Raw genomic sequence first — 25,819 nt, 5'->3', positions numbered from 1 at the left:
ATTTCACCCACTCTCCCATTACTTTAAAATTTAAAGTTTTTCATATTATATAGCTTAATAATTCCATTGTAAACAGATTGGGATAGGATTAAAATTTTATCTGAGGTGATAAATATGACATGTTCCATTTTCTCTGATTACAAAATCGAAAACTTAACATTAGAAAATAGAATTGTGATGGCGCCAATGACAAGAGGATTTGCTGATAATGAAACTGGTGAAGTCAATCAATTGATTGCCGACTATTATGGAAAAAGAGCGAGGTACGGCGCCGGTTTAATCATCACAGAAGGTATTGCCATCAGTGAATTAGCCAAAGGAACCTATGGGATTCCGGGAATATTCACACATCAGCAAACACTACGTTGGGAAAAAGTAACAAGAGAAGTTCATCAATATAAAACGAAAATTTTTGCGCAGCTTTGGCATGTAGGCAGGCTAAGTCATCAGGAAATTTTAAAAGGGCATCCGCCTGTCGCTCCATCTGCTATAGGTGCTAGCGGCCACGTGCATAGATTAAGAAAACCGTTCCAAGCACCTAAATCTTTAAGTCAGTCAGAAATATATCAAATTATCGATGATTATAGACAGGCAGCAAGAAATGCAATGGAGACTGGATTTGACGGTATCGAAATACATGCCGCGCATGGCTATCTCATTGATCAATTTATCAGCGAGAAATCAAATATCCGTGAAGATAAATTTGGAGGATCCATACAAAACAGACTGCGATTTTTAGAACTAATTATTAAAGAAGTAAAGAAAGTTGTCCCTAAAAATAGAATTAGTATCAGAGTTTCTGAAAAAAAAGATGACGATGGAGATTATGTATGGGAGCAACCGGAGGAAATGGTGCACGCTATCACTGAGATGCTTTCCAAACATCGAATAAAAATTATCCATCCTTCTGTAGAAAGCTATGGTAACGAACTTAAAAATGATCAAAGATCCTTGCATGAGTTATTCAGAAAATACTGGGATGAAACCCTTATCGCTGTTGGTAATATCGTTCCTCATAAAGCTATAGCCATCGTTGAAGAAAATCAGGCAGACCTAGTTGCATTTGGAAAATTATTTATATCCAACCCTGATTTGGTTATTCGTCTGAAAGCGAATCAAGAGATCTTACCTTTTCACACCAAAGAGCAACTAAAATGTTTAAATTAGGTTACAAGTGCCTACAAATGCAAACGAAAACTACACCATCAGCATGCACTGGTGGTGTATTCTGCTTTTTTTAGGTTTATTTCTTCAAATTTGTTTGCTGTTAACGGATTCCATTTTTTAAGTAAATAAGCTAAAAAGCATAAAAATTAGTTTATATATGTAATAGACCTCTATTTAGCAATGGAGATAGTAGAGAAGCAGGTTTAAATATCAATTCGAATTCTTAGCGTACAGGAATTCGACTTTTTCCCTTATTGTAATGAAGAGAACCCAATGTTGAAACCACTTGAACCATTCGGCCAAGGGGACTTGTTTCATATTCTTAAGAATATCTTTAATTCATTATATAAGCTAATAGCCTCATGATCGGCAAAGTTATGTAGATGCTCTTCTATTTTTAGTTTGTTTTCTTTAAAATAGGGATGGATTTCGGTAGTGTTGGATATGTTATATATTCCTAATAATATTTCTATAGTTTCAGATATTAAGAAACTATTTTCCATTCTCAACAAAACATTCACTATATCAGGGATAGTATTATATGCTTCTTCTGATGTTAATTTATCTGTTATTCTTTCATATGCATTTTGAAAATACCATTCATCACTTTCTAATTTTTTCTCCCAATCCTCAAAAATCTTTATAATAATGGCTTCCATACGTTCACCTCATTAATGTTGTATCACATTTCTTTACAATTAAAACTGCATCCCACTTTCAATCCTAAATGTAAGCTGCATTTTTACCCATCCTTTTATTGAACTAAGGAAATAAGTTAATGACCACTAATAATTAACATCAAAAAAATGATTTGGAAATCTGTCCAAATCACCTTTTTTCATGGTTAGTAACGTGATCAATCATATTTAACATAAAATTCTGCTCATATGTTTGTTTTTCATGCTATAATACGAACATCTATTTTTAATACGGTTGAAATGTACCACTTAATTTATTTTTATATCGTTCGAGTTTTGAAATCTTTCTGAAGGTAAGGTAAGAACAAATTGCGACAATTATAAGCATCCACTCATGTTCTTCGCCTTGATTGTCAATGATCTTTATCAACAAAAACTCTCCTTTCTTTCAGAAGATTTTCTAAATTACAATATTCGATGAGAAATAGTAACATCCTTTGAAGCGAATTCACTTTGGTTTATTGTGTAAATACCAAACACAGGTCAATCATTAAATCATCAAAGATGGATACCCCTATTTGATCGTCATCTGTATATAATTCGGGGCGACCAAATCTTTGATTCGATTGAAGTGTAAACACACTCACAATTTGCTCTTGTGGTTCAACTAGCCAAAATTCTTTCACACCAGCTTGCTCATACCTATTGAATTTCTCAATTTTATCTTTTCGTACTGTTGAAGGAGAAGTAATCTCTATTACCATATCTGGAGCACCTTTACAACCTCGTTCATCCAATTTAGTTGGATCACATACTATCGTAATATCGGGTTCGAACACATTTTGCCTCTCTTCTTCGGTTGCTTTTTCCAAGTCTAAGACTACATGAAAAGGAGCAGGATAGACTTTGCAATCCTTGCCAACTAAATAATTCGCCACTTGACGATGTAATTCAGATAATATCTCTTGATGCAGTCTAGAAGGTGCAGCCTGTAAGTAGGGTACACCATCGATAATCTCGATTCGCTCATCCTCAGGCCATGACAAGTAATCAGCATACGTAAATGTACGACCTTTATTAGGTAATGACAATTCAAATCACCCTAACTATAATCATTTACGTTTATTATATCATGGAATGATGAGCATTAGAAAAGTTCTAAGCATACCAATTACACAAGGCATCTCGGTATGCTATTCCTTCAATTTGTTTAACATCGGCAACTTCAGGCAAATCCTTAACTTAGAGCAGTATGTTACTAGTATTGTGCTATTAAAAAGTATCTAAGTTATCTAAATTATTTTCTTTAATACCGTCAGGTTCACTACGGATAATGTCTCGACCATACTTATGAAATACGTCGACATGTTCGAGGTTTCCTGCTTTTGCTTCATCGATTGCGGTGACATAGTCTAACTCTCTGCCGCTACTTGTTTTGAATGCAATAATATCGCCCTCATCATTTTTCCTGACAGCAACAATTTGCTCTTTTCCAATCTCTCCTGATGCAGGTGCTTCCTGCTGAGCTTGTTCCTCACTCTGTTGTTTATAGTCTTGATATATTTTCTCAAATTCTTGATTATCCATATTCCACACCTCCAAAAGATATACTTAGTTTGTGACAAAGGAAACATTATTATGTGTAATCTCTCCCCTGCCTATGGATTGCACATAATCGATTTAAATTATCACAAAATAATAGTACAAGTTGACGTATCTAGTAATCCGCATTACTCTGAATAGAGATGCACCAATTGATGCAACAAAAGGAGACGTAAAAATGAATAAAACGCAATCATTAAATGAAATATTACCCTATCTCAAACCGTTTCTTCAAACCGCTTGGGATAAATCTGGATTCGAAAAGCTTACTGCCATTCAACGCCATACGATCCGTTTTATAATCGAAGGAAAAGATATCATTGCGGAGTCACCAACTGGAAGTGGTAAAACGTTGGCTTACCTGTTACCACTTTTGCAGCAAATCGACCCAACACAAAAAAATGCACAGGTTGTTATCTTAGCATCTTCCCATGAACTAGTAATGCAAATACATCAGGAAGTTCAGGAATGGTCTAAAGATAGTGGAATTGGTAGTGCTACATTAATTGGCGGAGCAAACGTAAAACGCCAGATTGAAAAGTTGAAAAAGAAACCGCAAATCGTGATTGGAACACCTGGAAGAATGAACGAACTAATCAACCAGAAAAAATTAAAGATGCATCATGTAAAGACCGTTGTATTGGATGAAGCAGATCAACTATTTATACCTGAACATATAGCTACGATCGAAAAAATTGTAAAAAGTACCTTAAGTGAACGGCAAGTGCTCGTCTTTTCGGCAACTCTACCTGAAATAATTCAATCAAAGGCAGAAGAACTAATGAATCGTCCTGAAGTAATTCGAGTTGGTAAAGAAGAGGATGATCGACCGAATGTCGAGTATATGTACCTTGTTTCTGAAGCACGTGATAAGATTGAAACATTACGGAAGCTCGTACGAAATCAAGACATGAAAGCACTCGTTTTCGTCAAAGACATTACAACGCTTTCGATACTGGCAGAAAAATTAGACTATATGGGAATTCATGCAGGAGTTTTACATAGTGACGCAAAAAAACAAGAGCGTGCTAAAGCAATTAAAGAATTCCGCGAAGGAAAATCGGAACTACTACTAGCTTCTGATGTTGCTGCAAGAGGCTTAGATATTCCTGATATAACCCATGTTATACATATGGACTTGCCTAAAGAGACGAACCAATTTGTGCATCGCTCTGGAAGAACTGGACGACTGGGGTCTAACTCAGGAACCGTTGTAGCAATTGTTACGGAAAGTGAGGAGCGACAACTGCAGAAGTTTAGTCGCCAGTTAAATCTAACTGTTTCAAAAAAAATTTTAGTCAGAGGGAATTTAGCAGATTCAAAAAGTACAAGTGATAAATGACTTTAAAATGTAAATGAGAGGTGCTTTCATGCTCCCCTCATTTACATAATTGAAAGTGAACCTTTATTTTTGGATTATTGAGTATACCTTACTTAACCCAGTTTCATTAATTACCTTTCTTCTGCCGCTCCCTTATAATCAATCTCAAACCCCAGATCTTCAATCATTTTATGATCAATCGTGCTTTTTTGACCAGCTGTTGTTAAATAATCACCGACAAAAACAGAATTGGCTGGATATAGTCCTAATGGTTGCAGGCTTCTTAAGTTTACTTCTCTACCACCTGAGATACGAATTTCTTTAGATGGATTAATAAAGCGGAATAAAGCGAGCACCTTCAAGCAATAGCGTGGATCCAACTCCTCCGTCCCCTCAAGTGGTGTTCCATCTATAGCATGTAAGAAGTTGACTGGAATCGAATCTGCATCGAGTATTTTTAAACTTCTGGCCATATCAATTACATCCGCTTGTGTTTCCTTCATGCCAACAATGACACCAGAACAAGGAGAAATCCCAGCATCCTTGGCTGTATTGACTGTTTCAACTCGATCGTCATATGTATGAGATGTGGTTATATTTGGATGATGAGCTTTGGATGTATTGATATTATGATTATATCGGTCCACCCCTGCCTCTTTTAATTGCTCTGCTTGTTCCGGTTTCAAAATTCCCATACAAGCACATACCTTTAAGTCATATCTTTCTTTGATCTCCTTTACGGAAGTTGCTACAGTGTCAACCTCCCGCTTGCTCGGCCCTCTACCACTAGCAACAATGCAATAGGTCCTCGCATTGAGTCTGTTTGCTTCGGCCGCACCACTCAATAAGGATGTCCGATTCACCATTGTATATTTTTCAACAGGGGCCGTAGACAAAGATGATTGTGCACAATACCCACAGTTTTCGGGACAAAGACCTGATTTGGCATTGATAATCATATTTAACTTCACTTTATTCCCGAAATAGTGGTACCTAATTTTATAGGAAGCTTGTAATAAAAGTAAAAGCTCGTCATCTGGACAGTTTAAAATAGAGAGTGCTTCCCTATTTGTAACTTCTTCCCCCGCAATAACTCTGTCTGCAATTTCAGACCAATCATTTAACATGTCTCTTTCCCCTTCCTTTTTCAAAGCTGTTGTTGTGCACCTATCATGCAAGCGTCTCCCTTTTTAGTTTTTTCGAATGTGACAAATAGGCATTCCCCTGAATTCGATAGGCTAATCCACCAGCTAAGACGGATAAAATAAGATCTTTCGGTAACGGAGCTAACATCCATAACCAAGCCATCGCATAACTAAATCCTTCTGGTGCACCAAACCATAACTGATAGGCGAAATACATCCAAGTGGTACCAAAAACGTAATTAATGCTCATCCCTATCAAGGATGCAACCAAAAAACTTACTCGAGAAGGTTTTATCTCTATTATTTTTCCGGCCACATTGGCTAATAGAATATTAGATACTATAAATCCGAAAGTGGGATTAAGAATATAAGATACACCACCTGAAAATTGAGCAAATACAGGGGCACCAGCTAGCCCAACTAGTGCGTAAACCGTCATGGAAATGGCACCTAGTCTGCTTCCTAGTAAAAGGCCGGATAAAATACTAAAAAAAGTCGTTAAGGTAATCGGAACTCCACCAATCACGATAAACGAAGTAATATTTGCACCAATTGCCATTAACGCAGCAAACATCGCTGCCAAAGTAATATCCAATGCTTTTAACTTCATAAAGTCACTCCTTTTTCCTACTCATTGGAACACTATTAAATCTATTCCTTAAATTTTTCAATGAATATAGAATATTTCATCTTCTGTTTATTGTCAACATAAAACAATAAAAGGTTAACAATAAACAAAAAAACTTATCCTCTAAAATCAATCATGGTTGTACCATCATTTTCCTCATGAATTTTTGAAACTTTTTTCTCTGTAATTCGTCAAATTATTATAGGTGAATTTTTATAAGGTTGATAATGCAATTGTTTTTGCTTATACTTAAGAACGCTTGGTCTATAAGTAAATTGCTATATTCATAGACATTAATTAAGTGAGGTAGTTAAATTGACAGAATTAAGAAGTAACAAAAACAAAAAAAAGAAGTCATGGAAAAAGAGAATTCTTTGGATATTTTTGATTATTTTAGCAGTTGTAATCGGGTATGCTATCTATTTATTCAGCACCGTATTTGGCGCAGCTCAGGAGTCTCATCAAGAATTAGAGCGTCCTGAAGGAAAGTCTGAATTAAGAGAAGAGACCGTAACAATTGGAGATGATCCAATATCGATTTTACTGATAGGTGTAGAGGATTACGAAACAGATGGTAAGAATGGACGCGCAGATACACAAATTGTCGTAACATTGAATCCAGACACAAACCAAATGTCGATGACCACTGTCCCCCGTGATACCAGAATGGAATTTACAGAGGAAGAGGCCCAACAGTATGCAGGCACACATAAAATAAATGCCGCTTATACTTACGGGTCAATCTACAATTATAATGATAGTGAAACAAACGGCGGCAACATGCTTACCGTGAAAAAAGTCGAAGAGTTATTAAACATACCGATTGACGAATATGTAACGGTAAACTTTGATGGATTCAGCAAAATTGTAGACGCGCTTGGTGGCGTTACAGTTGATATTAAAGAACCCTTTTGGGAAAAGAATTTTTATACAAATGATCGAATTAATTTTGAAGAAGGTGTATCAAAATTAGATGGTGAGGAAGCACTAGCCTTTGTACGTATGAGAAAAAGAGAAGTAAATGCTATTTATTCCCGCGAAGAAAGGCAGCAACAATTTATTCAAGCAGCGATTGATCAAGCAATTTCAACAGGGACACTTTTTAAAGTAGATGAACTATCTAGTATTCTAGGGGAAAATATCTCTACGAGTCTAAGTCCTAATGAAATCTATCAGTTGCAACGATTCTATTCATCGATGAGCTCTTCAGATATAAATAAATATGAAATAGAGGGATCTAATCAAAGGATTAATGGTACCTATTATTTCGTACCAACTGATGAAGGTTTAAGCACCGTTACACGTCAATTAAGAGAAGAATTAGGTATTGACACTTCTCCTGATACAAATAGTACAACTACTCAGGAAGAAACAACTCTTAATTAAAAATGGTGAAGGAGCAGATGATTTTCTGTTTTACTAAACGGGAAATCATCTAGTTCCAGTAAATCACTTCTATTTTGATCATCTACATGTTTTTTTCCCATAGTTTCTTCTACTTCTGGTTCCTCGTAACGAGTATCGAATTTATCTAATAATAATAATGCCCCAAATACAATCGAAAAACCTATTATGACAATGCAAACAACACTAAAAACAAAATAAATCACTAATTTCTTCCAACCAATACCTTTCATCCTTTGTAGCAAATTCATCCCTTCCTTTCCAAGCTATTTTTTACCATATTATAACAAAATTCTCGCTATTAATATAGCCATCTTTGAAATGACTGCTTTCTACTATAAGATTAAATTTTAAAGAATTTTAGTATTATCTAACTTACAATGTTTTCAATCAAAAAAGACATACTATTTTAACTAGAAGGGCTTCATTTGCTGATCTTGTTGTCCGGCTCAATGCAGACTATTGGATTTTTGAGGGTCTGACACTGACCACACAATTCAGAGAGTACAACTAATGAGTCACAAACACTTCATGAATAGCTAATCAGCTGCATACAAACAAAAGAGAAGTCGGTAATTAAGATGGAAATATTTTCACCAGATCCAGGCGGAAACCATCTAATAATTTAGATGTGATTTCTCCTGTATCTGTTTTCATGTCATGTTGTTCATACATTTTTTCATCATTTAGTGTATATACCGTTATTGTATTCAGCATCGGATTGACAATCCAATACTCCTTGACTCCATAGCTCATATAGAGATTCAACTTTGTAATTAAATCATACGATTGATTGGAAGGGCTTAGAATTTCAACGATCAAATCTGGAACACCAACGTATCTAGCATCTGTAAAGCCACTTTCATCACAGATAATGCTGATGTCTGGTATGATAATTTTAGTTCCTTCCATTTCTTCGTTTTTTAATTCCACATCATACGGTGCATGGAATAATTCACAGGATGTTCCTTCAAGGAATGTTCTAAAGTTTGTTTCAAGGCTGTTGGATATACGTTGATGCTTTGTGGAAGGTGATGGTGACATGTAAACAATTCCATCTATATATTCTAGTAATGCGTCACTTTTTTCACGAATTTGAAAGAACTCATCTACTGAAATTGAATGTTGAAGATATTTATGCATTTCAGTGCCTCCTCCAAAATGGTTAGTTTTATTATACCGAGAATTCAACTCCTCGCTGTCCTCATTGTAGACAATTGTACTTTTTAGGGATCTGATCCAAAGCTCGTATAAGGGAAAATGGGGTCAGTTCTAAAATATATTAACCGCCCCTATTTGCATACTTGATCGTTTTTTTATCTACTATTAAGCTGAAATTATATCTGTCGGATTTACTTTTGTAACTGAGGTCATATTCATTGCTTCCATCACTTGCTGAATTCGTTCAATTGTAGCACCATAGTATTCATTTCTTTCATCACGTGAAACCTGTGATGGAGATACTCCTAATTTCTCCGCCAGTTCATTTTGTGACATTCCAATATAAATTCTATATGCGATTAAGGTGTTACCAATTGTGCGTAAATTAATGACTGTATCAAATTCTCCGCGTTTTATTCGCTCATAATAATCAACTTCTTCTTTTAACTGTTCATGAAAAGAGACATAAGGTTGAATAGCAAGCTCAATATGTTCTTTTTCAAGTCCCATTTCTACAAAGCGATTCTTTTCTGATTCAATAAATGCTTTATCTTGTTTAAGTTTTTGCACAGCTTCTCTATAAGCACTTTCCGTTTTAATCATACAAAATCCCTCACTTCCAACTATGTATAGTGTTTCTAAAATGTCCTTTTAAGTTGATAATATCTTCCCCAATTTTCACTTAAATTAATTTACTTACTAATTTTAACTACTCCCTTTTGTTTGAAAGTATCTCTAGTTTGTCTAAAAGCTGAAGGAAACAACAGATTGTTACCATATTGATCAAGTATACCTGTTCCTGGACCCAATCCATAATGCGGATATAATTCAACACGATACTTGTGCCACATTGGTAATTGTCTTTTTGTATAACCTTTATAAGGTTTTCGTGATTTATTATCCCATGTCCAAATTTTATCAGGTTCAATAATATTTAATTCTCGTACAATTGCGGGTAAATCTCTAACATCACATTCAAAGTAGCCATCAATGTCATTGGGATGTGCTTTGTTTTCTACAAAGGAACCATCAATAAAAATCTCATATATACCAACTGACCAAAGTTGTTGAACCATTAACTCTAATTGATTAACTAAATATAAACGCCATTTTTCATCCCAGCGTAGACTATCATTAGGTCCTGTAACTAACAATGATTTTTTTAATTGCTCTATAGTTAATTCGTAATCTCCTGATGGTAATAAACCGCATTCGTTAAACTGCATCATTTATTCCATCCTTTTTAAATTAGATATGACATTTTTGTTAAATTAACAAATTTGTTAATTTAATTATATCACATAGAAATTAAAATTCAATACTAGATCAGGAAGACAAAAATACTCAGCAACAATAATTCGATATGTATAAAATGTATATAACAGGCTTTTTCTGGATTAAAAATTGATAAGGTAAAAGTACCCCTAGCACTAGAAAATTTTCTTTTTTTATTAGTTGACTTGTTAATTGCAGCATCCCTTCACGATAACTTATTCTATATTAGTTTTAAAAATATCTCTTCCTGCTTTATTATAATAAAAAAAGAGTTGCGCAATCAGCCACACAACTCTTTAGCCATCATTTACTCTTCAATCTCTGTATAAATTTGAAAGGTCACGCCGAACTTGTCCGTTACATCACCAAAGCCGGGGCTGAAGGGTTCTTCTTTAAACGACATATTGACTTGACCGTCTTGCCTCAGGGCTTCATAAATCCGTTTTGATTTTTCTACTTCGTTAGTTGTAATGCAAATAGTTACTCGTTTTCCGTTTTCGATAGTCGAGTCTCCTGGGGTATCAGATAACATGAGTTCCGTTTCACCAACTTTTAATTTGGCATGCGCGACAAGACTCTTCAGCTCGTCCGTGAAAGTATCAGGCATGTCTGGCATTTCTCCGTACGTAAAAATGGAGATAATTTCTGCACCAAGGGTTTCTTTATAAAACTGAATAGCTTCCTTTGCGCGGCCCTCCAAAGTAATATAGGGGGTTAGTTTTACCATCATAGATTGTTCCTCCTCGATTTTGGATTGAATGAAAAATAATCATTCATAAGTATAGACGTTTCCACCAATGCAAAATCATCGGTTTGTCGAGAAATTCTTATTTGCATCCAAATAGGGAGGTAATCCAAATCGATCAAATAAATCAGAATCTATGAAATGATGGATATGAGCAATCTTCTCATGGCTCATCTCGAGAATATGTATTGCCCATGGTGTCAGCAATCCTTCTCGTCCATTTGGTACATACTGAGCATAAGCGGGACTATTTCCATTGGCACGGATTGGTAGCAACCGTGAACCCAAACAATGACTACGGGTAAGATGATAAAATTGAAACAGATTCGAGTTGCCACGAACCCACATCGTATATGGTGGCATTGACAAGCTGCCGCCCTCGCTGAATAACGCTAATAAAGCGTCAATATCGTACTTCTCAAACGCTTCTACATAACGAGCAAGCACCTGTTGGTCTGCTTCGAAAAATCCACCCTTCCATTCATTGGACTGCAGATTTGATTGGGTGATCGTCCTTCGTGCTCGTTGCAAAGCACTGTTAACAGCTGCCGTCGTCATCCCTAACACGTTTGCCGTTTCACTCGCTGACCATCGGAAAACATCATGCAGGATCAGTACAGCCCGTTGTCGAGGTGGCAATATTTGCAGGATCGCAATAAACGATAATCGAATCGTTTCTCTGCTAACTACGATATTCAGTGGATCGCCAACTGTATCAGGTGTTGGCCATATCCAGGAAGCACGAGGTAATTGTTCCCTAGGTTCTGTTACACTACTGACCGGTTCTGAAATATCCATTGGGAGCGCCCGTCTCTTTGCATTCCTTAGCTTATCTAAACAAACATTCGTGGCGACACGATACACCCAAGCTCTACGCGAAGAATGCTCTCGAACCTGATCCCAATTTTGCCAGGCACGCACCATGGTATCCTGTACCGCGTCTTCCGCTTCAAAAATCGATCCCATCATCCGATAACAGTATCCGGTTAATTCAGGACGCAGCTCCTCGATCATGTCTATTTTCCCCTGCTTTTGGCACATTTAACATTCTCCTTTTTTAGACACTCAAAACTCACCTAGATAACAGGGATTATGTACTTCCTCTACAAAAAGACATAATACCTTTATCTGATTTAATTGCTAAGTTAAAAAGCTGTGTATGAACTATGGCTTCGAAGAGTATTGGATTGTCAATCCGATATCAGTGTATGCACTAAATATGTATGAACAACACGAGATGAAAACATGATTGATTTGGATTGGCACCTTAATTATACCAAAAAGCCAGTGCTCACACAGATTTTCATTGCTTGTTCAGTTTTACTGGTTGCGAAACTCATGTTGGTCCACATTCACCACTCCTGTTATTCATCAATACCTAGCCCTTACTAAGTAAATAGTCCAATAAACCAAATAAAATATGTTTGTTTTCGAATGGAATAGGATAATTTTTTATTGTTGATGCGGGTTGAACATATCTGCCTTGATCGATATAATCGCTATCATTAATAAGAATGGATTCAATACTTTCTTTGGTAGCTTCAAAATGAAACTGCAACCCTATCACATGCTGGTTATACATAAATCCTTGCTGCGGACATGCTTCACTTTGAAATAACCTGGTCGCGCCTTTCGGAAGATCAAACTGCTCGCCATGCCAATGAAATACCGTCATATCTTTAGATACAAAATCAAATACTGCTGATGTGGATTGAATCGGATGCCAGCCTACTTCTTTATATGAACCTTGGTAAATCCTAGCACCAAGCGCCTTGGCTATTTGTTGCGCACCTAGACAAATACCTAAGATCGGTCTTTTCAACGCAATGACTTGTTCGATAAGCTGCCGTTCTTGCTCAAGCCACCCTTGTGAATCATTGGAACTCATTGGTCCACCTAAGATAATAAGGAAATTAACTTCTTCCGCATTAGGAAAGCTATGCTTTTGATCTAATCGGTGTGTTATAAATTCCACACCATTCTTTTCTCCCCACTCTTGAATCGCTGCTAATCCTTCAAAGGCTACATGTTGCAATACATCTATTTTCATTTCCAATCCCCCTCATACAGTCAAATCACTGTAATTTTCAACATTATGATTATTCATTTGGTCCTATTACACGATTACGAATGTCCAATTTCCCTTCACCTCTGGCACGTTTAGATAACGTATTACGCCAGTTAGGTGCGAGTAGTTCACAAGCAGCAAGTCTAGCTGCTAATTCTAAATCATGTTGTTTATTGTGCATAACATCATTGCATTTAGCGACAGTCCATTCAGGGTAGGGTCTTTTTTGAAGTTGGAGATAATCTCCTGCTTGTATCTCACCCTCTTTAAGAACACGAAAATACCACCCTGTTAAGCCCTCTTGTTGCATTTGTAATGCTAAATCTTTTATCTTCCAGCGTCTTGCTGGTTTCCAACATGGTTGCCTTGGTTGCGAAACTTGAACGACAGCCTCACCAATGTGAAATACATCACCGATACATAATTCATTTTCATTAATGTTTTTAACCGCTAAGTTTTCACCAAATGCACCGACGGAAAAGTCTGGTCTTTGTAATTTTTTTTGCCAATAATCATAATGTGAAACGGTATAGACAAAAATAGCTTTTTCCGGTCCGCCATGTCGCTTAAGATCTGCTTGTCCATCTCCTCCAAGATTTGTTTCCCCCGCCCATACCTTTCCATTAACAGAATATTTTACAATACCCGTTGTCCACTCACGATCCATTGGATGTTTTGCATCTTTGTTTCCGAATGTTTGTGGCTTTCCCACCAATATTTTATCTATCACAGGTTGACTCACTGATATCAACTCCTTTAAAAAAATTAGCTTTGATTCATATTTGAGCTTTTCGTAATAGTAAAAACTCCTTTTCGTCTATTAATTTCATCTTTTCATAAAATAATTAGTATATAATGGTAGTTAAAACCATTGATTATAAATGAGAAAATTGGGAGGAAATTCGATGGAACTAAAGCAATTGGAATATTTTATCGTGTTATGTCAAGAGCTCCACTTTACACGTGCGGCTGAGAAACTAGGCATTGCCCAACCTTCTCTTAGTCAACAAATGGCTTTGTTAGAGCATGAAGTAGGAATGCCTTTGTTTGATCGTATTGGCAAAAAAAATATACTCACTGATGCAGGGAAAACATTGTTAAATCACAGCTACAATGTCTTTCATGAGATTTCTCAGGCACATGCAGCAATTAGCGAGCTTCAAGGATTAGAAAGGGGCACGCTCAAAATAGGCTCTTTACTCACAGTTGTTAATTACTTGCTCCCTCCAACAGTTATTGGGTTTCACAATGCTTATCCCAATGTGGAACTTTCTGTACAAGGGTTACGAACTGGAGATATTCACAAGGGACTACTACAAAATGAACTAGATCTGGGCATCACTTTTTTACCCATCGAACATGATGATTTGGAATCCATTCCAATTTACGAAGAAAGCCTTGCTCTTGCAGTACCTATAGATCATCCTTTGGCCCATAAAGAATCTGTGACACTTCAAATTTTAAACGATACACCATCTATTTTATTACCTGACACCTATTACCTACGACAAGTTATTAATGAACAGTGTCGTTCATTAAATTTTACACCTAAACCAGTACTCGAAATGACGACAATGGAATCTATCATCCTAATGGTAAAGAAAGGCGTCGGTGTCACGATACTACCAAAAGCTTACTTAGACTACATTGATAACAAGAAAATTAAAACAATTCCTATTCAAGATCCGGTGATCACCACACAAATTGGTATCGCTTATCGAAAGAACAAACATTTATGTGCGGCCAGCCGTGTTTTTATGGAACAATTGATTACAACAGTTAAAGATAAACGTCTTTACTAAAGCTTTATCAGGAATATTTTAACAAACATTATAGAAAAAAAGGAAGGTGCCAAAACAGCACCTTCTTTTAAAACTTACCCCTTCACATCAGCTAAACTTGCTCCAAAATTGATATGGTATACATTTTCACCAATTACCAATGCTGGGACTGATTTTACTCCAACTTTTTCTGCTTCTTCAATACGATCTTGATCCGAGCCAAGATGCACTACTTCCGGAGTAATTTTAGCTTTGTCAAGATATTCAAGAACACCTCGCTCCGCATCTACACAAACTGGACAACCTGCATGATAAAAAATTGCTTTTGACATTTATGATCATCTCCCATATTTTTATGTAGCATTGCTACTTAAACTAAATTATAGGAGGTGCCATAAAAGTAAACAATATCAAATCACCTATTGTATCCATAGGTAAAACTAATTGATATTTCAAAAGTATTATCAGCTTCTATTGAAGTTGTACTTTATTTAACTAGATCATTGCTTAACAATAGCGGGATTATGTTGATGGTGAACAACCATATATAATCATGGATAAGATTCATCACTTAGCAGGTATTTATTTCGTGGATATTGTGTTTGAAGAAATTACAGATTCTGTTTTAAAGGATCAAATTCTGCGAGATAGTATCACCATATATGATCAAAACAGTGAAACGCTGGAAAGGTTCTTCTGCCTCCATATAATGAGAATTAATCACTCATGTTTGAAAATTTAACATCATTATAAATGGTCACTTATTAGTCAATTACGCTTCGGATAACTTAAAGGGGTCTACTTATTGACCCCATAACACTCTGGTTTTACAAACAAATTATTGACGCTTTTTCGTCTTCGTGTTGTTCGCTCTCTCAGCTGGAGTCAGTGGCTCATTGGCAAACTCATGATCAAATTGCCGTGACAAATCTTTCCGGACAGCCTGCTCATCACTCGTAATACTTTCCCGCTTTCCTTTTCGTTCTTTACCCATCCTTATCACCTCCACACCGATAGTCTGGCTCAATCACCACGATTTATGCTAGTGGATAAGGTCAATGGGTCTGGCCCTTAAAAAAATCTAGATACTCAGATGTAAAACAAGTGAAATTCAATTTTCTTTATCCCTATGATATTCAAGTGGAATATCTATTCCATTTCTTAAACCATCACTAATTTCAGGGGAACATTTTCCATTAAGAATATCTATTTCTTCTAAGATAAAGTACCAGTCCTTACTTTTTTAAACTCACCTGCTAGCTGAACAGGGATTTCCGGAGAGTGACAGACACTAGTGCATTTTTACGCTACACTGTTAAAGCTGTTTCATTGCATTACTAGTAAAAAAATATGTTAAAGTAATTGTATAATCATACACGAAAACAACTTTCAGCAAATACAAATTGGAGGAAACTATGAATAGTAAACATGTAATGATTAATACGGATTGGCTTGAAGTTCGCTTGAATGACCCGAAACTTCGATTGCTTGATGCAACTGTTATTATGAAACAAGATGAGAATGGAGTAGATATATCATCTGGAAAAGAAGAATATGATAAAGAACATATTCCAGGTGCAGTTTTTGCAGATCTTATGCATGAACTAAGCGATACGAAGGCACCCCTTCCATTAACTGCACCGTCACATGAAGAATTTGCACAAACAATTTCTGATTTAGGTGTTGGGGAAGGTACCTATGTTGTTGTCTATGATCGTGGAGCTGTTGTAGGAGCACCATTCTCAGCTTCAGATTGGGCTTCTCGTTTATGGTGGCAACTTCGCCTCGAAGGTTTTGATGAGGTATATGTATTAGCTGGTGGCTTACCAAAATGGAAAGAAGAAGGTCGCCCATTGACAGATGAACCAGGATCTTATCCAAAAGCAACTTTTACAGGGCAACGAAGACCTGAACTGCTAGCATCTAAAGAGGATATAAAGAACGCTATGCATGACACCTCCACTGTCATCATTAATTGCCTATCTCCTGCTGAGTTCAAAGGTGAAACAGATGCTTATCCACGTAATGGGCATATTCCAAACAGTAAAAATGTGTTCTTTGGTGATGTTACAGACCCGAAAACAAAAGGAGTGCCAGACAAAGAGAAATTACACGAACTTTTTGATCCAGTCGGAGCTTTAGATACCTCCAAAAAAGTAATCACTTATTGCGGTGGTGGAATTGCTGCAACATGGAATGCGTTAGCACTATTCACACTTGCTCGTGAAGACGTTGCTATCTATGACGGTTCCATGGTGGAATGGTCATCCGATGAAAGCCTTCCGCTCGAAGTAGGGGAATAAGCTGTAAATATACAAACCTGGAGTACTTTTATACTTCGGGTTTTGTTATGTGTACGTTTGTTACCGAACAGAATTTGTTTTTTCTGGCTAGATGACTGGTAATCCATGAACGCCTAATTAAGCCAACTCTATTAATTTCGTATTTGTATCCAGTTCTTACTAGTAGCTTCAGGCCCCTATAAATGTTATAATAATTGTGCGATGAGCTGATTTGTGTAAGACGAGGAATGTTAATATATGTGAATGTGGTCGCATAATTTCTCGCCACAAATATACGTAAGAAACGTCTGTATTTATACAGGCGTTTTTTTATTAGGGGAAAATCAGGTTTACCATTGGAATACCTATTGTAAAGTTTGAAACCAGCTCTTCTTCTACTTTGGGAGATGTCGAAACTATCAGAAATTTCGATTCTAGTTGTGTCACTTTCGTTTTGCGATTCTACTCATGCTTGTAACAGGATTAAACAAACACAAGAAAAGTAAATCGAAAAACACTGGAATCAACTTTATTTTCATAGTTTCATAAATTGCCTCTTCAATTGAATGAATTTGAATAATTCAATAAGTCTTATATAATAATTACAATAAATGTAAAAAATTTCTGTGGAGGGAAGTGTTACTATTAGCAAAAAGATTGTAGTTTTGCTTCTTATCGTCTTTTTAGTTAGCTGTTCAAGTTCAACCTATTTAACAGATGAAGAAGAGAATGAGAAGTCCGTTGAGATAAAAGACTTTAATATCGAAATCATTGATGATCAAAAAAATCAAAACTACCTAGTGGAATTAACAACGAGAGGAAAACAGATTGGTAATAAAGCAGTGCTACCACAAACAGAAATGTTGATTATTAACAAAAATAAAGAGACATTCGTAAGTTTAAATACAGATACAAATTACCAGATTAATGTATTTAAAACCCATGTTGAAACAATGGGGGAATATTTGAATAAAGAAAACCAACAGAATGTAAGGGGAGAAAAACTTAAAACTCTTAATTACACCCCTACAAAAGACGAAAAAAATATAGAAATTAGATTAACTGAAGATACTGAATAATTCTACTAGAATTAGCTTCCCTCTCTTTTCACGAAAAAAAATGAAAGGGAATATAATTTAGCTAGTAAGAATAGATTTTTAACTATCGTATATTGAATCTTTATCTCCATCCGAGATAGTCTATTGTGTCTTCAATAAATGTCATCCGGAAACCTTCTACTGAAGGAAGTAAAAGTAATGTTGGAAAAGAAATAAGAGATTAGGAGGAAGCATTTCTTTGCTTAATGACTTCCACTCGAGTAACATTACCTTGCATAGGGAAAGATTCATATATAGGACCATCTACTATGATAGAAATATAATCACCATTTTTCAGTTCATTTCTATATTCAGAAGGAATGGTCAATAAATTAAATCCACTTTCTTCTCGGAAGTAATCTTCATAGTTTTCTTCCTCAGACTCCTGCAATTCTGTATTTTCTTCTGGCATTGTTATTTTCCTATAGTATGCTTGAAAATACTTATCCATATAATAAAAATACTCTTCTTCATCATCTTCTTCTAATTTATCTCGCATATCTATATATCCGAAGTAGAAGTATCCAGTAATTGGCTCTAGATTTTTCTCTTGATGTGAAGTTTGTTCTTCATTTGTTGAAGGGGTGGAATTTTCAGGTTCTGTGGTGTTAAATTCTAAAATAAAAACCAATATTGCACATAATAGTATGAAAGGAATAAGAATAGGTAAAATTTTACGCATTAACTCTCCTTCTCTCTTTAAGGACTTTGTATGTATGAGGCTTTCACTGAATCTAAGGCTACACCTAAGTTTAAATTCTAAAAACAAACAATATCAAATCACCTATGGTATCCATAGGTAAAACTAATTGAGCTCTTTAAAAGCATAATCAGCTTGTATTGAAATTATGTTTTATTTAAATAGATCGTTAATTAACAATAGCCGGATTATGTTCTAAATTGAATTGTCACAACAACCCTTCATCACTATAACAAAGCAAAAGAATGATTACGTGTACATGGTGCTTTACTCGATAAATCATAAGATATATAATGTACCTCATTCATTTCCAGCATGTGTCTCTCCACTTTGCTGCTTTTCAAAAAAAAGAGTGTCAGCTCTCCAATGACAATTAATAATACATAAGAGCTTTACTCCATAGCCCAAAGTAGTTTTAACAAGCTTTTCAGCTCATGTAAAAACAAACAATACAAATACTGCTAAAACAGTCGTGTTAATAGGTATTGTCAATAAACCCATATATTTAGCTTTAGTTTCAACTTTATAATTTTTTCTGTTATAAGCATTTTCTATTATGAAATTTCCTATGCTTATAACTGTAATTAGTGTCAAGAAAAAAACTAAGTTTGATGAAAAACGATCAGTTAAAGCTGGTGAAAGTATTAGGAGTAAAACTAACTGCGATATAGACATAATATACTTATCCATACACCGGTCTACCCTCCTTACTTAAGCTGGACACATTAAATTTCCACCTAGATATACGAATCCAACACTACCTGCAATCGCTAATGCTGTCCAAGAGGCAATATCTAATGCAATAGCCGCAGCCGCCAAACTAATTGGATGTGCAAAAACTACCCTTCATCAAATCTCCATACAGTATGTGTTTAAAAATACTTCCTCATTTATTAAGTTATAAACAGAAAAAACTTTTACCTCAATTCATCATCCAACGGTACAATCACCTGATCCAAAGCAATCCTCCACTGACGCTTCATTTCTGGTCCGTATTTCAACGGTTTAGCATCCGGGTTTACAGCTTTATACTTATCAAAATCCCTACTGTTAAGGATATCACTGATATTTGGTATAGGATCCATTCCAATTACATATTGAATGGCAGATAAATGGAGTGCATCTTTTTCTACAAACCAAGTGTTTGCAAAATCTTCTATCGCATTATTTTTTTCTTCTGTAAAGAATGTTCTTTTCACGATAAAAATATCTTCCTCTTCATCTACTTCTTTATTATCGATCGCATTTAAAATGGCGCGATACACATTCTTAACGATTTCTGCTTTTTCTAACTTTTGGAGTGCTTTTTCAATATCGTCACGGATATTCTTATTATTAGCGGAGTACGTTTCGAGTAACTTATCAATATAGGTTGCATCGATATCGTAAATCTTAGCAGCATTTTCACCATGGAATTCAATATCTGAAAAATCAACATCTGGTTCAGCCGATTCCTCATCCTCCATTAATGATCCTTTTACCGTGTTATATACGCCTACAGATTCTTCTATCGTCATAACTTCATCTTTCAATGTAGTAGAATATTCGATATCATCGTTGTATTCATTATACGTTACGAGCGCGTCATACGAATTGTTTAGTTCCTGAAATGCCTTAACAAATTCAACACGAGTTTCAATTGGGGTGTGTTCATCTATATTTTCTATATTAGCTGTAATCTTCTGTAATTCTTTATGTGCCTTTTTAAAACGTTTCTTTGAATCCTCGTAGGTTGGATAGATCAACGTAGATTCTGCACTTTCATCGGAATAGACTTTTGTTGCTTCTTGTACATTATGTTCCATGGTGTATGGTTTTCTGAAGGTAACGATTAACCCTTTTGTCTTGTCCGGGTATGTCCGATTGGTTCGGGAAAAGGCCTGAATCAAATTGGCATAACTTAAATTCCGATCGACAAAAAGCGTTTGAACTGTTGGCGCATCAAAGCCTGTTAATAAACGTTCGACACTTTCAAGGGACCAAGCTGTATGATAATAATCATTATAGTCCTTGATAATTTGTTTCATTTCGTCTTGATTCTCTGTCGCATGTCCTTCATTTTCTTCTAATGAATACGTAATCGCAATTCGAGGGAAATTCGGATCCTCAAAGGTACGACCTTTTCTTATCGGGTGTTCAGGAAATTCATTCTGCAGCCAATCCGGATCTTTTGTCATTTCTTTAATGGCATGGTAATAATGTTTCGCCATCTCAATCGAACTTGTTGTAAGAATAGCAGATTTCTGTGGTCGACCATTTTGAAAATCGAATTTCATATAAGCGTTATCTGGACGGAATATCTTAAAAATCACTCTTTAAACCTTAATCTTTCTTTAACATCCTATAATTTCAAATACAAACTGGGTTAATATTAATTATCCATTTTCCACTATTAAAGATATTAATCAAGCTCAGAAAATTCTTCATTTGAAATAATTTTAGTGAACTTTCCATTATCATAAAAAGTGTTGTACCACCATGCATGTCTCTCTTGGTGCGCAATTTTTTCCATATAAATTTCCCATCCAAGTAAATATTCATTATCGCCGAGAAACTTGCAGAGTTTCTCTTTATCTATAAGTAAACTTTCATTATTAAATCCAATTAATTTGGAATTTATACATATCTTTTCTCCATTTGAATCCGTCCAAATACCTTCTGTTTCTTGCTTTAAAGAAAAATAATTCATTATATTTTCACCTGGGATATTAAAATTTAATGCGTTTTCCTCAAAGGAACTGTCTGACTCCCAAATATAATCGTGCGCAGCAAACACTTTCAATTCGTTTGAATCTCTTTCTATATCTTTTTTATAATCTTGATATGCTTCGCCCCAGTAATGCTCATATAAGAAGACATTATGTGCAGTAGGTGTATTTATACCATTTCCATACTCTTTCGCTCTTCTCTCAAGTATTTCATCACTTTTCTCTTTATCGAAAAAATAACCTAATGCATGGAAAAAACTTGAATCTCTCTCATTAAACGAAGAGTCAGCTTCACTGTTCTCATCACTAAACATTGCAGCCAATGAAATATATTTCTCACTGTCAATCTCTATTTCTAAAAACATTTCAGTATCATCAAAAATAGCATTCCCTTTAACCCAGTCAGCCGTTGGTTTCTCAGGGAGTTGCCTAGGTATCAGTTCATTTAATCCTTTTTCGATTTTTGTTATTACTATGGTTGGATCAATATCTCTTATATAGTCTAACCATGGTCCAGTGTATTGTTGATTCGGAACTTTTATTATTTTTTCAATGTACTTTTCTTCATCTTCTTTACTTTGAATTAAATCACTTGGTGAACTATCTACTTCTAATTCTAAACTACTTCCTTCTTCATCGATATCATCAATGATACTGAGCGTTGTCTTGGGATTCTCCTTTAAATAGTCCTGAACTTCTTTTGTATAAACTTTCTCTTCATCAAATGTAGGGAAATTGTCGACAAGTTTTGCCAATAGTTCATGAAAAGCAATCCACTGATATTTTTTCCCTATTCTTTCAACAGAATTATTATGTCTATCATGAGGACTTACAGATAAATCAAATTCTCCTTGCGTCTCAGCCTCATATCCCATCTTAAAAACTCTCATAATCACATGGTTACTCAGTTCTTGGTCACTTTCGAATTGATTCATCCATCTCTTAACAGCATGCCCAAAAACATATCTTCCAAAATCACCATATGCTCCAGTCCCTCTACCATGCTCTGTGGTCATAGAAGAAACAATTCTATTAATAGCATTTTGTGTATAGTTATCTAACTCAGCTTTTTTGGTTTTAACAAATTCATCAATCTCTTCATTAGTGTAAGATCTACTGTACCACTCACTAGAGTATGGTGGACGTATCTTGTCTAAGTTAATATTTAAAATGCTATTTGATAAACAAACATATTCTACTGTTTGTCTTGCGTAATCTCTCATTAAAATATGCGGATATGTGAATTCTTTTTCAAAAACTTCAGTGTAGATATATTTAGCTATCTCTATATGTTCCTCACAGCGATTACTTCGGACTACACCACCAAAAACAGAAGCATATAGCCTCTCAACCACATAAGGATCGTCATTATCTTGAAATAATTTTAATGCTTTAATCATTAAAGAAGGGAATTCTCTGAACAACATTACTAAAGACTTAGTGCTACTATCTCTTAATTTTTTATTTGTAGAAGTAAATAACCATGTCAAAACAATCATATACATTTCAGCAGATTCTTCATCCAATTTTTTATAGTTATCAAACAGCCAATTGACAATCTTAAAAAAGTTCTTATTATCCTTAGTTATATATTGTGTCCATGCAAAATCTCTAATTGGTAATTCCCAATGTCCTAACACCCTATTCAAAGCAATTGCATTCAGAGGATGGTTTTTTTGGGAAGTTTTCAGTAACATCACATCTAAAAAGGTATCTCTATAATATTTGAAAGGTAATACATTTTCATTAATAAACTCTTTAGTAGTACCTGTTATACTATCTCCCGCTCTCCAGACTAAACTATTGATAAATGACAAAATAATATCGTCATTTTCTTTATACTCCGTAAATATTTCAAATAGCTCTAAGTCACATTCATCTGCTAATTTAATTGAAAGTTCCTCAATTAGTCCCTGATTATAGGATAGATTACTTTCAGTTTTAAAATATCTAGATATTTTTTCATCTGACTTTATCTTGTCTATTAAACTAGCTTTATTTTCTTTAATTGAACAGTTTTTATAATCCCTTAAAAGGTAGTCTGATAAAAAGTAATCACCCATACGTTCGTATGAAAAATAAATAATCGTCTCATCATCATAGTTTCTATTTTTACTGAGTATATTCTCATCGATTAAAGCCTCTAAAAATTTTCCTGGCTTTTGAACATATTGTCTTACTATACTGTTTACAATACTATAAGTGTCGCTATACTTTAATTCTCTATAATCAGATTGGCTCATTAATTCAACTATACCGTTGATAACCTCATGAACTACATTTAGGTTGTTATCAAAATCAAATTTTTTAGCTTTAGATAAACTAATATTTACTGATCCAATAATATTATTGAAAAGGTCGGATATCTTCAGGGTCTGTTCAAACGATTTACTTATATTTTTATAGTATTCGCATGCTAACTTTAAAAATAAAGGGTTCTCATATTCTGTGTTTAATACTGGAAAGGTTGGCAGCTCTAATTCATAATAATCACAGAAAGAACGGATCGGTTCATAACCTTCTTCACTGAAACCTTGATGTTGAAAAATATTAATGTTATTTTTTTCAATTGCTCCTTTCGGTAATACAATATCTTCAAACGGTGTTCTAATCGAAAAAATAAAAGCAATATTAGAATATTTATTTATTCTATTAATAAAAGCTTGGAAATAATTCTCCCATAGTATCTTACCTTCTCCTTCATTTAGTGCATCAATTATAATAAAAGCTCTTTTATTTAATTCCTTGGCTTTACTATCTATTGCCCATAGAAATTTATCAATTGAACTTTTGATATCTAAACTTCTAAGCATTTGATTCCATGGGTCCTTATTTTCCGTAAAGAATTGACCTAAAAAAAGATAGGTAATATGATTTTTCTCTCTAAGCCTTCTAGTTATATGTCCTAAAAGATGAGATTTACCTATACCTGCTCTCCCTTGAATCAGTAAATAAGGAGTAAACAAACTTTCACTAGACGTTTCTTTTAAATATTCTTTATATTTAAGTAATTCATTATCAATTTTTCTTAAAAAATTGATAATTCGCTTTTGATCTTCGTCTTCTATATCACTTTCATAGATCCAAAAAGTATCAGAACTCATACTAGCCGAATCTAGTAATTCATAAACTCCCTTTAGAACCTCAATTTTATTTTCAAATTCCTTATCTAAGTTCAAAAATTGCTCAACTAATTGCTTAAAGTGCGCTATCTCCTTCATATAGTTATCATATTCTTCTATACCCTTGTCTGTTTCTAATTTATCTTTAACATCATTTTCCATATATCTTTTTATGTTCTTGAGATATGAGATATTTTTTGATTTGAAATCATCGGTTATAGCAATTGCTTCAATCACTTTATTATTAATAGTATCTATGTCGTTTTCTTTGGTATACCTAGAATCTAGATTAGATATACTAAAATCCACCTGCTCATCTATGAATTTATTACTTAAATAAGAGTATGATTCTTCAAATAAAATTGGAGATAGCTCCATATCAAGCAATTCTAGAATTTTTTTTTGCTCATAGACCGTTTTATCAAAAAATTCTTTATTTAAATCATCAGTCAAAAGAATATCAACAGCCGGGTCAAATAAAATACTATAAGGATTAGCATAACTCCCTTTTTTTATGCTTTCTTTTTGTTCTCCAATAAACATAAATTTCACTCGAAAGTTTTCCAGTTGCCTTTTCTTTATAACTTCTTTCTCTAATGTCTGTTCTACCTTTTGTTTTGTACATGTTGAAGAAACTTGAATGATAATTTTGTTTTCTTCATCTATCAAATCAATCGCTTGTGCATTTTGATCTGTTCTGTTTAGGTTTTTTAGAGAATAGCCATACAGTTCGTTTATTAAATCTCTAAAAAAGTTTTCAGAGTATACATGATTAGATAAAATATTTATTTTTCCTAACATTATTATTTTTTGATTGAGTCTAGTTAGCGTATCTATAAATTTCTCTTGGTTTTGTCCTCTTCTCAATATTATTTAGCCCCTTTCAATACACAAAGTTCATTTAGCAAATAAACCAGCATTTGTGATTTTATATATTCCAGTATGATTTTGTGGTGTAGTACATGTACATTCTAT

General features: G+C 34.7%; 24 protein-coding genes and 2 pseudogenes. 6 read left to right on the top strand and 20 right to left on the bottom strand.

Annotation, left to right across the window (positions count from 1 at the left end; translation table 11 throughout):
- The first annotated feature begins 114 nt into the window (after positions 1-114).
- Positions 115-1,167: an oxidoreductase gene (locus BN3107_RS04075; protein WP_058306353.1), complete on the top strand. Its 1,053-nt coding sequence runs from the start codon at positions 115-117 to the stop codon at positions 1,165-1,167.
- 314 nt (positions 1,168-1,481) lie between these two features.
- Here the strand turns inward: BN3107_RS04075 and BN3107_RS04070 are convergent, their stop codons facing one another.
- The 4 genes from BN3107_RS04070 to BN3107_RS04060 all read right to left on the bottom strand — a co-directional run bounded on the left by BN3107_RS04070 (position 1,482) and on the right by BN3107_RS04060 (position 3,392).
- Positions 1,482-1,826 carry a hypothetical protein gene (locus tag BN3107_RS04070; protein ID WP_058306352.1) on the bottom strand — a complete coding sequence of 115 codons (345 nt, stop codon included), beginning with the start codon at positions 1,824-1,826 and terminating at the stop codon, positions 1,482-1,484.
- A 265-nt stretch (positions 1,827-2,091) separates the two neighbouring features.
- The gene (locus BN3107_RS19970; RefSeq protein ID WP_187370994.1) at positions 2,092-2,235 is read right to left on the bottom strand and encodes a hypothetical protein; all 144 of its coding nucleotides are present in this window, start codon (positions 2,233-2,235) and stop codon (positions 2,092-2,094) included.
- A gap of 88 nt (positions 2,236-2,323) precedes the next feature.
- On the bottom strand, positions 2,324-2,896 hold the full coding sequence (locus BN3107_RS04065; protein ID WP_058306351.1) for a Uma2 family endonuclease: 573 nt from the start codon (positions 2,894-2,896) through the stop codon (positions 2,324-2,326).
- 181 nt (positions 2,897-3,077) lie between these two features.
- Positions 3,078-3,392 (bottom strand): DUF3892 domain-containing protein, encoded by a 315-nt coding sequence (locus BN3107_RS04060; protein ID WP_058306350.1) that lies wholly within the window; start codon positions 3,390-3,392, stop codon positions 3,078-3,080.
- A gap of 193 nt (positions 3,393-3,585) precedes the next feature.
- Here BN3107_RS04060 and BN3107_RS04055 point away from each other — a divergent pair, with 193 nt between their 5' ends.
- A complete protein-coding gene (locus BN3107_RS04055; RefSeq protein ID WP_058306349.1) occupies positions 3,586-4,749 on the top strand; it encodes a DEAD/DEAH box helicase in 1,164 nt (387 codons plus the stop codon).
- 110 nt (positions 4,750-4,859) lie between these two features.
- On the opposite strand, the gene bioB is transcribed toward BN3107_RS04055, so the two are convergent.
- Together bioB and BN3107_RS04045 are read right to left on the bottom strand one after the other, a co-directional pair.
- Positions 4,860-5,855 carry a biotin synthase BioB gene (bioB, locus tag BN3107_RS04050; protein WP_058306348.1) on the bottom strand — a complete coding sequence of 332 codons (996 nt, stop codon included), beginning with the start codon at positions 5,853-5,855 and terminating at the stop codon, positions 4,860-4,862.
- Positions 5,856-5,898: 43 nt separating this feature from the next.
- The gene (locus tag BN3107_RS04045; protein ID WP_058306347.1) at positions 5,899-6,483 is read right to left on the bottom strand and encodes a biotin transporter BioY; all 585 of its coding nucleotides are present in this window, start codon (positions 6,481-6,483) and stop codon (positions 5,899-5,901) included.
- A 333-nt stretch (positions 6,484-6,816) separates the two neighbouring features.
- On the opposite strand from BN3107_RS04045, the gene BN3107_RS04040 reads away from it, so the two are divergent.
- Entirely contained in the window at positions 6,817-7,887 is a 1,071-nt protein-coding gene (locus BN3107_RS04040; RefSeq protein ID WP_058306346.1) for an LCP family protein, read from the top strand.
- Here the strand turns inward: BN3107_RS04040 and BN3107_RS04035 are convergent.
- From BN3107_RS04035 to BN3107_RS04000, 8 genes are all read right to left on the bottom strand, one after another.
- Positions 7,884-8,150 (bottom strand): hypothetical protein, encoded by a 267-nt coding sequence (locus tag BN3107_RS04035; RefSeq protein ID WP_058306345.1) that lies wholly within the window; start codon positions 8,148-8,150, stop codon positions 7,884-7,886. The genes BN3107_RS04040 and BN3107_RS04035 overlap by 4 nt on opposite strands.
- Positions 8,151-8,481: 331 nt before the next feature.
- A complete protein-coding gene (locus BN3107_RS04030) occupies positions 8,482-9,048 on the bottom strand; it encodes a Uma2 family endonuclease (protein WP_058306344.1) in 567 nt (188 codons plus the stop codon).
- Between the two features lie 183 nt (positions 9,049-9,231).
- Complete coding sequence (locus BN3107_RS04025; protein ID WP_058306343.1) at positions 9,232-9,669, bottom strand: helix-turn-helix domain-containing protein; 438 nt, start codon at positions 9,667-9,669, stop codon at positions 9,232-9,234.
- An 89-nt stretch (positions 9,670-9,758) separates the two neighbouring features.
- Positions 9,759-10,295 (bottom strand): DUF6932 family protein, encoded by a 537-nt coding sequence (locus BN3107_RS04020; RefSeq protein ID WP_231735251.1) that lies wholly within the window; start codon positions 10,293-10,295, stop codon positions 9,759-9,761.
- A 353-nt stretch (positions 10,296-10,648) separates the two neighbouring features.
- Positions 10,649-11,071 (bottom strand): VOC family protein, encoded by a 423-nt coding sequence (locus BN3107_RS04015; protein ID WP_058306342.1) that lies wholly within the window; start codon positions 11,069-11,071, stop codon positions 10,649-10,651.
- Between the two features lie 75 nt (positions 11,072-11,146).
- On the bottom strand, positions 11,147-12,127 hold the full coding sequence (locus tag BN3107_RS04010; protein ID WP_058306341.1) for a sigma-70 family RNA polymerase sigma factor: 981 nt from the start codon (positions 12,125-12,127) through the stop codon (positions 11,147-11,149).
- A 337-nt stretch (positions 12,128-12,464) separates the two neighbouring features.
- Entirely contained in the window at positions 12,465-13,136 is a 672-nt protein-coding gene (locus BN3107_RS04005; RefSeq protein ID WP_058306340.1) for a type 1 glutamine amidotransferase, read from the bottom strand.
- Between the two features lie 49 nt (positions 13,137-13,185).
- Positions 13,186-13,896 carry an MOSC domain-containing protein gene (locus tag BN3107_RS04000; RefSeq protein ID WP_058306339.1) on the bottom strand — a complete coding sequence of 237 codons (711 nt, stop codon included), beginning with the start codon at positions 13,894-13,896 and terminating at the stop codon, positions 13,186-13,188.
- Positions 13,897-14,059: 163 nt separating this feature from the next.
- Between BN3107_RS04000 and BN3107_RS03995 the strand changes: the two genes are divergently transcribed.
- Entirely contained in the window at positions 14,060-14,956 is an 897-nt protein-coding gene (locus BN3107_RS03995; RefSeq protein WP_058306338.1) for a LysR family transcriptional regulator, read from the top strand.
- 74 nt (positions 14,957-15,030) lie between these two features.
- Here BN3107_RS03995 and BN3107_RS03990 read toward each other — a convergent pair whose 3' ends face one another.
- The 3 genes and pseudogenes from BN3107_RS03990 to BN3107_RS20075 all read right to left on the bottom strand — a co-directional run.
- On the bottom strand, positions 15,031-15,267 hold the full coding sequence (locus BN3107_RS03990) for a glutaredoxin family protein (protein WP_058306337.1): 237 nt from the start codon (positions 15,265-15,267) through the stop codon (positions 15,031-15,033).
- 506 nt (positions 15,268-15,773) lie between these two features.
- A complete protein-coding gene (gene sspO / locus BN3107_RS03985) occupies positions 15,774-15,929 on the bottom strand; it encodes a small acid-soluble spore protein O (RefSeq protein WP_058306336.1) in 156 nt (51 codons plus the stop codon).
- Positions 15,930-16,049: 120 nt separating this feature from the next.
- Positions 16,050-16,148: pseudogene (locus BN3107_RS20075) on the bottom strand (MmcQ/YjbR family DNA-binding protein); the annotation flags it as partial.
- Positions 16,149-16,350: 202 nt separating this feature from the next.
- On the opposite strand from BN3107_RS20075, the gene BN3107_RS03980 reads away from it, so the two are divergent.
- Both BN3107_RS03980 and BN3107_RS03975 read left to right on the top strand, forming a co-directional pair.
- Positions 16,351-17,238: a sulfurtransferase gene (locus BN3107_RS03980; protein WP_058306335.1), complete on the top strand. Its 888-nt coding sequence runs from the start codon at positions 16,351-16,353 to the stop codon at positions 17,236-17,238.
- A 605-nt stretch (positions 17,239-17,843) separates the two neighbouring features.
- Positions 17,844-18,296, top strand: coding sequence for a hypothetical protein (locus BN3107_RS03975; RefSeq protein ID WP_148434656.1), 453 nt, complete (start codon positions 17,844-17,846; stop codon positions 18,294-18,296).
- Positions 18,297-18,495: 199 nt separating this feature from the next.
- Here BN3107_RS03975 and BN3107_RS03970 read toward each other — a convergent pair whose 3' ends face one another.
- From BN3107_RS03970 to BN3107_RS03955, 3 genes and pseudogenes are all read right to left on the bottom strand, one after another.
- The gene (locus tag BN3107_RS03970) at positions 18,496-18,996 is read right to left on the bottom strand and encodes a DUF3221 domain-containing protein (protein WP_058306333.1); all 501 of its coding nucleotides are present in this window, start codon (positions 18,994-18,996) and stop codon (positions 18,496-18,498) included.
- A gap of 935 nt (positions 18,997-19,931) precedes the next feature.
- Positions 19,932-21,329: pseudogene (locus BN3107_RS03960) on the bottom strand (type I restriction endonuclease subunit R, EcoR124 family); the annotation flags it as partial.
- A gap of 86 nt (positions 21,330-21,415) precedes the next feature.
- The gene (locus tag BN3107_RS03955) at positions 21,416-25,711 is read right to left on the bottom strand and encodes an SMEK domain-containing protein (protein ID WP_058306330.1); all 4,296 of its coding nucleotides are present in this window, start codon (positions 25,709-25,711) and stop codon (positions 21,416-21,418) included.
- Positions 25,712-25,819: the final 108 nt, after the last annotated feature.

It is taken from the genome of Gracilibacillus massiliensis (genome assembly GCF_001458115.1).
In the GTDB taxonomy this organism is placed as follows: domain Bacteria; phylum Bacillota; class Bacilli; order Bacillales; family Amphibacillaceae; genus Gracilibacillus; species Gracilibacillus massiliensis.
Note: the sequence above shows the minus strand (reverse complement) of the source record. Positions and strands in the feature narration are given on the sequence as shown.